We start from the raw sequence: 11,720 nt of genomic DNA on the forward strand, positions 1-11,720 counted from the left end.
ATGACCTCCACGACCCACCACCAGGAGCAGCCCGTGTCGAACCGCGACGTCATCAGGGTGCGCGGCGCCCGCACGAACAATCTGCGCGACGTCGACGTCGACATCCCGAAGAAGCAGCTCACCGTGGTGACCGGGGTCTCGGGGTCAGGCAAGTCCTCCCTGGCCCTCGACACCATCGCAGCTGAGTCCCAGCGGCTCCTCGCCGCGACCTACCCGGCCTTCGTCCAGAACCTCATGCCCCACCTGCCGCGCCCCGACGTCGACACCCTCGAAGGTCTCAGCGCCTCGATCGTCGTTGACCAGGCTCCCCTGGGCGCCAACCCCCGCTCCACCGTCGGGACCGCGACCGATGCCTGGTCCCTGCTGCGCCAGCTCTACGCCGGGCACGGCACCCCGCCGGTGCCCGGTTCCCACGCGCTGTCCTTCAACGCTGCCACCGGGATGTGCCCGGCCTGCGAAGGCACCGGGCGCACCGCCACCCTCGACGTCGATCTCGTCCTGGACCGATCCCTGTCATTGAACGATGGCGCGATCACCTTCCCCAACTTCACCGTCGGGTCCCTGTTCTGGAAGGTGTACGCCCGCAGCGGGGCGTTCGACAACGACAAGCCGGTGCAGTCGTACACCCCGGCCGAGCTCGAGCACCTCCTGACCGGCACCGGACCCAACGTCGACACCGGCACCTACCCCATGGCCTACGAAGGAGTCCTGACCAAGATCACCCGCCTGTACCTGTCCAAGGACCCCGCCGCGCTCAAACCACGCCTGCGCGAGGCCCTCGAGCTCGCCGCCACCACCGGGCCCTGCCCCGGCTGTGCCGGCACCCGCCTGAACTCAGCCGCCCGCGCCTGCACCATCGACAACACCCCCATCACCACCTGCCACACCATGCCCGCCACGGACCTGCACCGCTGGCTCGCGGACCTCGACCTACCAGCCGCAGCACCGCTCATCGCCCAGCTGCAGTCTCTGCTGGCCAACCTCACCCGCGTCGGCCTGGGCTACCTCGCCTTGGACCGCCCCACCTCCACCCTGTCCGGCGGCGAGGGACAACGCATCCGCACCGTCCTTCATCTCGACTCCGCCCTCACCGACCTGACCTACGTCTTCGACGAACCCGCCGCCGGGCTCCACGCCCACGACACCGCCCAGGTCGTCACGCTCCTGCACGCGCTGCGCGACAAGGGCAACACCGTCCTGGTCGTCGAGCACCACCCCGACGTCATCACCGCCGCCGACCACGTCATCGACCTGGGCCCTGGCGCCGGCACCGCCGGCGGCACCATCACCTTCCAGGGCACGCCCGCCCAGCTCGCGGACGCGCACACTCCCACCGCCGCAGCACTCGCCGCCGGACCCACCCTCAACACCACGCCCCGCACTCCCACCGGCACCCTGCGCATCCGCGACGCCACCACCCACAACCTGCACCACCTCGACGTCGACATCCCCCTGGGCGTCCTGACCTGCATCACCGGCGTCGCCGGCGCCGGGAAGACATCTCTGCTAACGAACCTGCCCCGACGCGACGACATCGCAGTCATCGACCAACGCCCCATCCGCGGATCACGGCGCTCGACCCCCGCCACGTACACCGGCGTCTTGGACTGGCTCCGCGACGCCTTCGCCAAAGCAGGCAGCACCCCCGGACACAAGCTCAAGCCCGCCATGTTCAGCGCCAACAGCGCCGGCGCATGCCCGGACTGCACCGGCCTGGGCGTCACCTACCTCGACGCCCCCGGAAGCGGCCCCGTCCCCGTCACCTGCACCACCTGTAACGGCGCCCGCTACACCGCAGGCGTGCTCACCCACACCCTGGACGGCCTGACGATCGCCGACGTCCTCGGCCTGCCGGTCGCCGACGCCGCCACCCGCTACACCAACACTCCCGCAGGCCCGCCGCTGGCCGGACTGGTCGATGTCGGCCTGGGCTACCTCACCCTCGGACAACCCCTATCCACCCTCTCCGGAGGAGAACGCCAACGCCTGCGTCTCGCCACCCGCATCGCGCAGTCCGCCACCGTCTACGCCCTGGACGAACCCACCACAGGGCTGCACATGAGCGACGTCGACACCTTGACCCGGCTGCTCCACCGCCTCGTCGACGCCGGCGCGACCGTCGTCATCGCCGACCACCACCTGAACCTGATCGCCACCGCCGACCACATCATCGACCTCGGCCCCGACGCGGGACCCGACGGCGGCCACATCACCTACCAAGGACCAGCCGCCGACCTGCCCACCACCGACACCCACACCGGCCGGGCCCTCGCCGCGCGACTCGCCCTGTGACCCACCGAGGGGACTGCTCCTCACGCTCGACGCCCGCAGTCGAGTGACGACTACGCGCACAAGGAATTCCATGCCACACGCCAACGCAGCACTGACACCACGCCACCGCCTCAAGGTCGCCCGCCTCGTCGTCGACGACGGGTGGCCCATCAGTGAGGTCGCCGCCCGCTTCCAGGTCTCCTGGCCGACCGTGAAGCGCTGGGTCGGCCGGTACTTGTCCGGCGAGTCGATGCAGGACCGGTCGTCGCGCCCGAGAACGTCGCCGCACAAGACTCCGAAGGCGGTGACGAAGCGGTGCGTCAGCCTGCGAATACGTTTGCGGGAGGGGCCGGTTCAGCTCGCCGCCCGCCTCGACATCGCCCCGTCGACAGTCCACCGCATCCTCACGACCGCACGCCTCAACCGGCTGTCGTACGTCGACCGGGCCAGCGGTGAGCCGATCCGCCGGTACGAGCACCCACACCCCGGGTCGCTGGTGCACGTCGACGTGAAGAAGGTCGGCAATATCCCCGACGGTGGCGGCTGGCGCTACGTCGGCCGCCGCCAGGGCGAGAAGAACCGCGTCGCCACCCCAGGCAAGCCACGCAATCAGTACGGCGGCCCGAAGCTGGGCTACGCGTTCGTGCACACCGTCATCGACGACCACTCCCGCGTCGCGTACACCGAAGTCCACGACGACGAAACCGCCATCACCGCCGCCGCGGTCCTGCACCGGGCGGTCGGCTGGTTCGGTGAGCGCGGCGTGACCATCGAGCGCGTCTTGTCGGACAACGGCGGCGCCTACCGGTCACACCTGTGGCGTGATACCTGCCAGGCACTGTCGATCGCGCCGAAGCGGACGCGCCCGTACCGGCCGCAGACCAACGGCAAGGTCGAACGCTTCCACCGGACTATGGCTGACGGGTGGGCCTACGCCGCTGCTACACCAGCGAGCAGGAGCGCCGCGATGCCCTGCCCGCCTGGCTTCGCCACTACAACGAGGTACGACCACACACCGCGTGCGGCAACCGGCCGCCGGACTCGAGACTGGCGCCTTACTCATCTGCCGGGGTTCTCGCAGCGGTCGATGTGCAGGATGAGGGCCTCCATGAAGACGAGCGCGGTCAGGCCGGTCGCGATGCTGATGGGAGCTGTCTGACGCGACGAGGTGAACAGTCTGCCCGCCGGGGATCTTCGCTAGGAAGGTCTGGTCCGATCCCAGGGCCACCGACCAGGTCTTGCCGTGCTGGTACCCGGACAGCCGTCGCCACTCGGCGACGATGAGGCGGGCGGTGTCCTTGTCGTGGCGGTCAAGGAGGCGCTGCATCTTTGGGATCTCGTCAGTGAGGTTCATGTTGGTCTTGCTCAGCGCGGCGTAGTCCAGCCCCAACTGCGCTGCTTCTTCGCGATAGGACTTGCCGGCGTGAGCTTGGCGTTCGGCGGCGGCCTCGCGCATGGGCAGGCCGCCGGACCTCTTGCCGAGCTCGTCGAGGTAGGCCATCTCGGCCTTGAAGTCATGGATCTCGTACTGCAGGGCGCGTTTCCGTCGCGTAGCGCTGTCATGGGGGTCGAGCAGCCACAGCGCCCACAACGACGACTCCAGCACGGGGCGCAGCAGGTTGAACGGAGCCCGCGGCCCGAAGCCCACCGTGTTGATGTGCGCGAGGAAAGCCTGATGGTGCTCATAGGCGAAGCCCAGCAGCGCGTGCGACTGGATGTATATGCGGTGTCCAGCGGTCTGCGCGAGATCAATCTGGCGAGGCGCAAGGTTCGTCCGCGGCGTCCCCGACTCAGGCAGTGCCTGCATGCGCGCGAACAGCGCGCCGATCACCGGCCAGGCCTCATCCGAGCCCTGGAAGTCCACCCGCTGCGCCTCACTCATCTGGCGACCCTAACGAGGTCCAACACGAACCTGTCGATCAACGTCTCCGGTCAGTACAGCTAGATGAGGTCTCGGTCATATGTCCGACGAATGCGAAAACCGTCCGTCCGGTCACCTTCGGGTGAGGCCCCGCACTGGGATCGGGACGCGTGGAACACTGGGGCCATGGCAGACATCGACGACCAGTTCACGCCCGACGAGTCGGAACAGCTCGACCAACTCGAGCCAGAGCGCTCGCTGGTGGACCGCAACGTGGACGACACGCTCGACGAGGGCTACATCGCGCCCGATCACTGGTCCCCGGCCGAGGGTTTCGGCAACACCGCCACCGAGATGCGCGAGGGCGAGACCCTGGAGCAGCGCCTCAAGCAGGAGATCCCCGACCCCGACCCGAACGCCGACGACCCGGCGGACGAGGACCTCGACGACCACGAGGTCGGCGACCGCCGCGCCGGCCGTCTCGTCGACGCCAACCACGGCTATCCGGGCGAGGACACCGAGTCGGAGTTGCTCGGCGAGGACGTCGGCATCGACGGCGCCGCGGCGAGCGCCGAGGAGGCTGCGATGCACGTGGTCGACGATGGGGAGGACGGCCGCCGCTGAGCCCGCGGGCTCAGCCGGCGCGGCTGAGGTGGTCGTCCTGGGCCGCCTCCGGAAAGGCCGTGCACCGATCACCGCGCAGGCGCAACCCGGCAGGGGCCCGCGTGGTCCTCGGCGGAGGTGACGAGGATTTCCCCCGCCGGCGTCTGGACGGTCAGGTCGCGACCGGTGCCCACATAGGCCGACCCGGTCACGCGCCCGGCGACGTGGTCGTGGCCATCGACCGCCCCCTCGGACACGATCTTCGCGTGCTCGGGGCGGACGAACACCACGCAGCGTTCCCCGACCTTCACGTGGCTGTGCGCGGCGAGGACCTGACCCGCCGCCTGGTCGAGCACGACGCGCGTACGCCCGTCTGCAAGCCGTTCCGCCGCGTGACCCGACAGCAGGCTGCAACTGCCCACGAAACGGCCGACGGCCAGGGTCGCCGGCGTCTCATAGATCTCGGCGGGGGTCCCGACCTGGCTGAGCCGCCCGGCGTCGAGGACGGCGATGCGGTCGCTCATCGCGAGGGCCTCGGTCTGGTCGTGGGTGACATGGATCGTGGTCAGACCGGTCTCGGACTGCAGCGACTTCAGCCAGTGTCGCGCCTGCTCGCGCAGTTTGGCGTCGAGGTTCGACAGCGGCTCGTCGAGCAGCAGCAGTGTGGGCGGGTGGGCGAGGGCGCGGGCCAACGCCACGCGCTGTTGCTGACCGCCCGAGAGCTCGTGGGGATAGCGTGACCCGACACCGGACAGCCCCACCTTCTCCAGCACCGCGTCGACCCGGGTGGCGATCTCGGCGCGCGGGGTACGCCGCAGCTGGAGGGGGAAACCGACGCCACGCGCGTGAGTCTGCCCGAGCGGCGCTCCCGCGGGACGAGAACAGGAGGGGCGACCTTGTCTGAGGCCTCGACGGTCTATGCCGAGATCTTGGACCGCATCGTGAATGGTCCACTCGACCCGGGCACGGTGGTGCGGGACGCGGATCTGGCCGCAGAACTCGGGGTGAGCCGCACCCCGGTGAGGGAGGCGCTGATCAGGATGTCCCAGGAGGGCCTGGTGCAGTTCCACCGGGGCCGCAACACCGTGGTGACCGAGATCGACCTCGTGCGTGCCGGCGAATACTACGACGTGGGGGCGGTGCTCGACGGCTTCGCCGCCAGTCTCGCGGCGGCGCGCATCGACGGGGCGACCGCCGATCGGATGGCCGAGATCCTCGCGCAGATGGAGGCGTCGAGCGATCCTCGGGAACTGGCGCGGCTGGACCTCGAGTTCCATGACATCTACTACCGCGCAGCCGGGAGCGAGGTGCTGTGCGACACCCTCCAGCGCGTCGTGCGGGAGACGATGCGTACGGAGCGGGTCGCCTTCGCCCAGAGCGGGCTTCGGGCTGCGGCCCACGACGAGCACCTGATGATCCTCGGTGCGCTGCGCGCCAATGATGCGGCCCTGGCCCAGGCTGCGGCGGCGGCCAACTGGCGCAACTCGTGGCGTCGACTGAGCGCAGTCCTCGAATCCGGCCCCTCGCCCGTCGAGGGAAAAGCCGGGTGACCCCTGTCGGTCCCCTTCACTAGACTGTCGGCACCAGCACCGCACCAGTCCACTGGAGGACCCCATCAAGCCCGAACAGGTCGATCACCCCGGTCACGGCGACCAGCCCGCCATGCGCCGCATCACGATCCCGGCGTCCATCGACATGGTCCACATCCTGGGGCCGGCCGATTCCTTCCTGCGTGCGCTCGAGAGCGAGCTCGACGCCGACATCCACGTGCGCGGCAACGAGGTGACGCTGTCAGGCTCGCCCGAGGACCTCGCCCTGGGTGCCGACGTCCTGACCGAGATGGTCACGGTCATCCGCACCGGCCAGGGCCTCACCGGCGACGCCGTGGAACGCATCATCATGATGATGCGCGACAACGAGGCCGAGCGCCCCGCCGAGGTGCTGACCGCCAACATCCTGTCGAGCCGCGGCAAGACAATCCGCGCGAAGACGCTGAACCAGAAGCGCTACGTCGACGCGATCGACGCCCACACCGTGGTGTTCGGCATCGGTCCGGCCGGCACCGGCAAGACCTACCTCGCGATGGCGAAGGCCGTCCAGGCGCTGCAGAACAAGGAGGTCAACCGCATCATCCTGACCCGCCCCGCGGTCGAGGCCGGAGAGCGGCTGGGCTTCCTTCCCGGTACGTTGAGCGACAAGATCGACCCCTACCTGCGGCCGCTCTATGACGCCCTCCACGACATGCTCGACCCCGACTCGATCCCGCGCCTGCTCACGGCGGGCACCATCGAGGTCGCGCCGCTGGCCTACATGCGCGGACGCACGCTGAACGACGCGTTCATCATCCTCGACGAGGCCCAGAACACGTCGATGGAACAGATGAAGATGTTCCTCACCCGGCTCGGGTTCAACTCGAAGATCGTCGTCACGGGCGACGTGACCCAGGTCGACCTCCCGGGCGGCACGGCGTCGGGGCTGCGCGGGGTGCAGGAGGTCCTCGACGGCGTCGACGACATCGCGTTCTGCCGCCTGACCAACCACGACGTCGTGCGTCACCGCCTCGTCGGGCGCATCGTGGCTGCGTACGACCGCTTCGAGACCACCGAACATCCCACGAGCCATCCCAGGAAGGGGCCCCGCCGGTGACCGTCGAGCTGAACAACGAGTCCGGCGTCGAGGTCGACGAGAAGGGACTGGTCGCGCTGGCGACGTTCGCGATGGACCAGCTCCGCATCCATCCCCAGGCCGAGCTCTCGCTGCTCATGGTCGACGTCGACACCATGTCGGCCTATCACGAGCAACACATGGGGGAGCCGGGGCCGACCGACGTCCTGTCGTTCCCCATGGACGAGTTGCGGCCGCCGGCCGACGGCGAGGAGCCGCCGGTGGGTCACCTCGGCGACATCGTCCTCTGCCCCGAGGTGACGAGCCGCCAGGCCGCCGAGCACGGGCGACAGCCCGAGGAGGAGGCCGAATACCTCCTCGTCCACGGCCTGCTCCACCTGCTGGGCTATGACCACGCCACGCCCGAGGAGAAGTCTGAGATGTTCGGGCTCAAGGACGACCTGCTGGCCGCGTGGGCCGACCACCGGAGCCGCTGAGGTGACCACCCGCGACATCGTCGTGCTCGCCACGTCGCTCGTCCTCGCGCTGTTGGCCGCGCTCCTCGCGGCCGCGGAGGCGGCCCTCTATTCGTTCTCGAAGGCGCGCGCCGAACACCTCGTGGAGGAGGATCGGCCGGGGGCCAAGCGCCTCCTCTCGATCACCGAGGACCCGGCTCCCTATCTCAACACCGCGCTCTTCCTGCGGACGCTGTTCGAGATCTGCTCGATCGTCCTCGTGGCGCTCGTCGTGTTCGCCCACGTCGGCCCGCTGTGGGCGCGCCTGCTGATCACCATCGGCGTCATGGTCCTGGTGTCGTTCATTGCGTGGGGCGTGGCCCCGCGTACGCTCGGGCGCCAACACCCCGACAAGGTGGCCTGCGCGGCCGCCGGGCCACTCGCGTTCCTCAACACGATCATGGGCCCGCTGCCGCAGCTGCTGATCCTCCTCGGCAACGCGCTCACGCCGGGCCGCGGCTTCTCCGACGGCCCGTTCGCCTCCGAGGCGGAGCTGCGCGAGCTGGTCGACAAGGCGGTGGCCAGCGACCTGATCGAGGCCCGCGAGCACCGCATGATCAACTCGGTGTTCGACCTCGGCGACACCATCGTCAAGGAGGTCATGGTTCCGCGCACCGACATGGTCTTCGTCGAGGAGCACAAAACCCTGCGCCAGGCGATGTCGCTCGCGCTGCGGTCGGGTTTCTCCCGCATCCCCGTGATCGGCGAGGGCGGGCTCGACGACGTGGTGGGCGTCCTCTATATCAAGGACGTGATGAAGCGCGTCTATGACAACGCCGACGCCCAAACGTCCGAGCGCGTCGCGTCGATGATGCGCGCGCCGGTGTTCTGTCCCGACTCGAAGCCGGTCGACGAGCTGCTGCGCGAGATGCAGCTCACCCGGTCCCACCTGGTCGTCGTGGTCGACGAGTTCGGGGGAACCTCGGGTCTCGCCACGATCGAGGACATCCTCGAGGAGATCGTGGGCGAGATCGTCGACGAATACGACGAGGAGATCCCGCCGGTGCAGCAGTTGGGGGAGGAGCGCTTCAGGGTGCTGTCCCGGCTGCCGCTCGACGAGGTCGGTGAGCTGTTCGGCCTCGACCTCGACGACGAGGACGTCGACTCCGTCGGCGGCCTGATGGCCAAGGAGCTCAACCGCGTGCCGATCCCGGGCTCGCTGGTGCGCGTCCACGGGCTCGAGCTCGTCGCCGAACGCGCGGCCGGCCGGCGCAACCAGATCGGCACGATCCTCGTGACGCGGCTGCCCGACGAGCACGACGCCGACGCGGACGCCGGGGCGGCCGCCGCGGCCGCCCTCGCGGCCCAGTCGGCCGACCGGGCGACCTGACGCGGCCTCACGGGTGGGCGCACGCAGCGTCGCCCGCGTGCGCTCGCAGCCGCGGTGGGGGAGAATGGCTCCACCATGGATTTCACCAACGCCCCTGAGGGCTTCCGTTCCGGCTTCGCCTGCTTCGTCGGCCGCCCCAACGCCGGCAAGTCGACGCTCACCAACGCCCTGGTGGGCTCGAAGATCGCCATCACCTCCAGCAAGCCCCAGACGACGCGCCACGCCATCCGTGGCATCGTCCACCGGCCCGATGCCCAGCTCGTCCTGATCGACACGCCGGGCCTCCACAAGCCGCGTACGCTGCTCGGCGAGCGACTGAACGACCTCGTCCACGACACGTGGGCCGAGGTCGACGTGATCGGCGTCTGCCTCCCGGCCGACCAGCGCATCGGCCCGGGCGACACGTTCCTCGTGGGCGAGATCGCGAAGCTCGAGCGCCGGCCCAAGCTGGTCGCGCTCGCGACGAAGTCTGACCTCGTCGGTGACACCCGCATGCGGGAACACCTGATGGCGATCCAGGCACTCGAGGAGAAGCTCGAGATCCAGTGGGAGCACATCGTGCCGGTCTCGGCGACCGAGGGGGCCCAGGTCGACGACGTCTGTGACGTGCTGGTGAGCCTGCTGCCGGAGGGGCCGCAGTACTACCCCGATGGCGAGATCACCGACGAGCCGACCGAGACGCTCGTGGCCGAGATCATCCGCGAGGTCGCCCTCGAGGGCGTCCGCGACGAGCTGCCCCACTCGATCGTCGTGACGATCGAGGAGATGGGCCTGCGCGAGGGGCGCCCGGAGGATCGGCCGCTGCTCAACGTCTTCGCGAACCTCATCGTGGAACGGGATTCCCAGAAGGGCATCATGATCGGCCACCAGGGCTCGCGGCTGCGCGAGGTCGGCACCGCCGCACGCCACCAGATCACCGCGCTCCTCGGCACCCCGGTCCACCTCGACCTCCGCGTCAAGGTGCTCAAGGAGTGGCAGCGCGACCCGAAATACCTGAACCGGTTGGGTTTCTGAGCAGCCGGCCTCCTCCCGGAGGCGCATGGCATGAATATTCGACACTTGGAATATGTATGCGCTAGGGTAGAGCCATGTCCAAGGTCTTGACCAGTCTCCCCGTCGGTGAACGCGTCGGGATCGCCTTCTCGGGCGGTCTCGACACCTCTGTCGCAGTTGCATGGATGCGCGAGAAGGGTGCGGTTCCCTGCACCTACACCGCCGACATCGGCCAGTACGACGAGCCCGACATCGCGTCCGTGCCGGGCCGCGCCCAGGCGTACGGGGCCGAGGTCTCGCGCCTGGTCGACTGCACCGAGGCGCTCGTCGAGGAGGGCCTGGTCGCGCTGATGTGCGGCGCGTTCCACATCAGGACCGCCGGCAAGGCGTACTTCAACACCACGCCGCTCGGGCGCGCGGTCACCGGCATGCTGCTGGTGCGTGCGATGAAGGAGGACGGCGTCGACATCTGGGGCGACGGGTCGACCTACAAGGGCAACGACATCGAGCGCTTCTATCGCTACGGACTCTTGGCGAACCCGAACCTGCGCATCTACAAGCCCTGGCTCGACACCGCCTTCGTCAACGAGCTCGGCGGCCGCGACGAGATGAGCCAGTGGCTGACCGAGCGCGACCTGCCCTATCGCGACTCGAAGGAGAAGGCCTACTCGACCGACGCGAACATCTGGGGTGCGACCCACGAGGCCAAGACGCTCGAGCACCTCGACGCGGGCCTCGACATCGTCGAGCCGATCATGGGCGTCGCGTCGTGGCGCGAGGACGTCGAGATCGCGACCGAGGAGGTCACGATCGCGTACGAGGCCGGTCGTCCCGTCGCGATCAACGGCGAGACGTTCTCCTCGCCGGTCGCGCTGGTGCGGAAGGCCAACGAGATCGGCGGCCGCCACGGGCTGGGGGTCTCCGACCAGATCGAGAACCGCATCATCGAGGCCAAGTCGCGCGGCATCTATGAGGCGCCCGGCATGGCCCTGCTCCACATCGGCTATGAGCGGCTCGTCAACGCGATCCACAACGAGGACACGATCGCGAACTACCACGCAGAGGGCCGTCGCCTCGGCCGCCTGATGTATGAGGGTCGCTGGATGGACCCGCAGTCCCTGATGCTCCGCGAGGCGCTCGTCCGCTGGGTCGGCTCCGCGGTCACCGGCGAGGTGACCGTGCGGCTGCGGCGCGGCGACGACTACCAGTTCCTCAAGACGGCTGGGCCCGGCCTCAGCTATCACCCCGACAAGCTGTCGATGGAGCGCGTCGGCGACGCCGCATTCGGTCCCGAGGACCGCATCGGCCAGCTCACGATGCGCAACCTCGACATCGCCGACTCGCGCGCCCGGCTGGAGCAGTACGCGGCCCTGGGCATCGTCGGGGGCGCGACGGCGCAGCTGGTGGGCGAGCTCGAGGCGGGCGGCGCGACCGCGATCGTCGGCGGCGTGGGACCGGACGACGACCAGGAGGCGCTGGACCGCGCGGCGATGGAGTCCGGCACCGACTGAGGCGGGGCAGGGGTGGGCCGCGGGAGTTCCAG

10 protein-coding genes and 1 pseudogene are annotated in these 11,720 nt (G+C 69.3%); 10 read left to right on the forward strand and 1 reads right to left on the reverse strand.

The window, feature by feature from the left end; genetic code table 11:
- The 4 genes and pseudogenes from ACYVAG_RS05135 (at window position 1) to ACYVAG_RS05150 (ending at window position 4,756) form a co-directional block, all read left to right on the forward strand.
- The gene (locus ACYVAG_RS05135; RefSeq protein WP_460767441.1) at window positions 1-2,292 is read left to right on the forward strand and encodes an ATP-binding cassette domain-containing protein; all 2,292 of its coding nucleotides are present in this window, start codon (window positions 1-3) and stop codon (window positions 2,290-2,292) included.
- A gap of 70 nt (window positions 2,293-2,362) precedes the next feature.
- Window positions 2,363-3,333, forward strand: a pseudogene (locus tag ACYVAG_RS05140) (IS481 family transposase); the annotation flags it as partial.
- A 181-nt stretch (window positions 3,334-3,514) separates the two neighbouring features.
- Entirely contained in the window at window positions 3,515-4,216 is a 702-nt protein-coding gene (locus tag ACYVAG_RS05145) for a hypothetical protein (protein WP_460767444.1), read from the forward strand.
- Between the two features lie 102 nt (window positions 4,217-4,318).
- Window positions 4,319-4,756 (forward strand): DUF5709 domain-containing protein, encoded by a 438-nt coding sequence (locus ACYVAG_RS05150; RefSeq protein ID WP_460767447.1) that lies wholly within the window; start codon window positions 4,319-4,321, stop codon window positions 4,754-4,756.
- 68 nt (window positions 4,757-4,824) lie between these two features.
- Here ACYVAG_RS05150 and ACYVAG_RS05155 read toward each other — a convergent pair whose 3' ends face one another.
- A complete protein-coding gene (locus tag ACYVAG_RS05155; RefSeq protein WP_460768035.1) occupies window positions 4,825-5,721 on the reverse strand; it encodes an ABC transporter ATP-binding protein in 897 nt (298 codons plus the stop codon).
- Here ACYVAG_RS05155 and ACYVAG_RS05160 point away from each other — a divergent pair.
- From ACYVAG_RS05160 to argG, 6 genes are all read left to right on the forward strand, one after another.
- Window positions 5,632-6,285 (forward strand): GntR family transcriptional regulator, encoded by a 654-nt coding sequence (locus tag ACYVAG_RS05160; protein WP_460767450.1) that lies wholly within the window; start codon window positions 5,632-5,634, stop codon window positions 6,283-6,285. The two genes, ACYVAG_RS05155 and ACYVAG_RS05160, sit on opposite strands and share 90 nt — an antisense overlap.
- A gap of 145 nt (window positions 6,286-6,430) precedes the next feature.
- The gene (locus ACYVAG_RS05165; RefSeq protein WP_460768037.1) at window positions 6,431-7,381 is read left to right on the forward strand and encodes a PhoH family protein; all 951 of its coding nucleotides are present in this window, start codon (window positions 6,431-6,433) and stop codon (window positions 7,379-7,381) included.
- Complete coding sequence (gene ybeY, locus ACYVAG_RS05170) at window positions 7,378-7,836, forward strand: rRNA maturation RNase YbeY (RefSeq protein ID WP_460767452.1); 459 nt, start codon at window positions 7,378-7,380, stop codon at window positions 7,834-7,836. The genes ACYVAG_RS05165 and ybeY overlap by 4 nt, the downstream gene beginning before the upstream one ends.
- A 1-nt stretch (window position 7,837) precedes the next feature.
- Complete coding sequence (locus tag ACYVAG_RS05175) at window positions 7,838-9,184, forward strand: hemolysin family protein (protein ID WP_460767455.1); 1,347 nt, start codon at window positions 7,838-7,840, stop codon at window positions 9,182-9,184.
- Window positions 9,185-9,259: 75 nt separating this feature from the next.
- On the forward strand, window positions 9,260-10,198 hold the full coding sequence (gene era, locus ACYVAG_RS05180) for a GTPase Era (RefSeq protein ID WP_460767458.1): 939 nt from the start codon (window positions 9,260-9,262) through the stop codon (window positions 10,196-10,198).
- Between the two features lie 74 nt (window positions 10,199-10,272).
- Window positions 10,273-11,688: an argininosuccinate synthase gene (gene argG / locus ACYVAG_RS05185; RefSeq protein ID WP_460767461.1), complete on the forward strand. Its 1,416-nt coding sequence runs from the start codon at window positions 10,273-10,275 to the stop codon at window positions 11,686-11,688.
- The last annotated feature ends 32 nt before the right edge of the window (window positions 11,689-11,720 follow it).

Source organism: Mariniluteicoccus flavus, assembly GCF_054776655.1.

Coding starts and splice junctions, on each gene's coding strand:
- argG (WP_460767461.1), top strand. CDS start 10,273: ATGTCCAAGGTCTTGACCAGTCTCCCCGTCGGTGAACGCGTCGGGATC.
- era (WP_460767458.1), top strand. CDS start 9,260: ATGGATTTCACCAACGCCCCTGAGGGCTTCCGTTCCGGCTTCGCCTGC.
- ACYVAG_RS05150 (WP_460767447.1), top strand. CDS start 4,319: ATGGCAGACATCGACGACCAGTTCACGCCCGACGAGTCGGAACAGCTC.
- ACYVAG_RS05135 (WP_460767441.1), top strand. CDS start 1: ATGACCTCCACGACCCACCACCAGGAGCAGCCCGTGTCGAACCGCGAC.
- ACYVAG_RS05165 (WP_460768037.1), top strand. CDS start 6,431: ATGGTCCACATCCTGGGGCCGGCCGATTCCTTCCTGCGTGCGCTCGAG.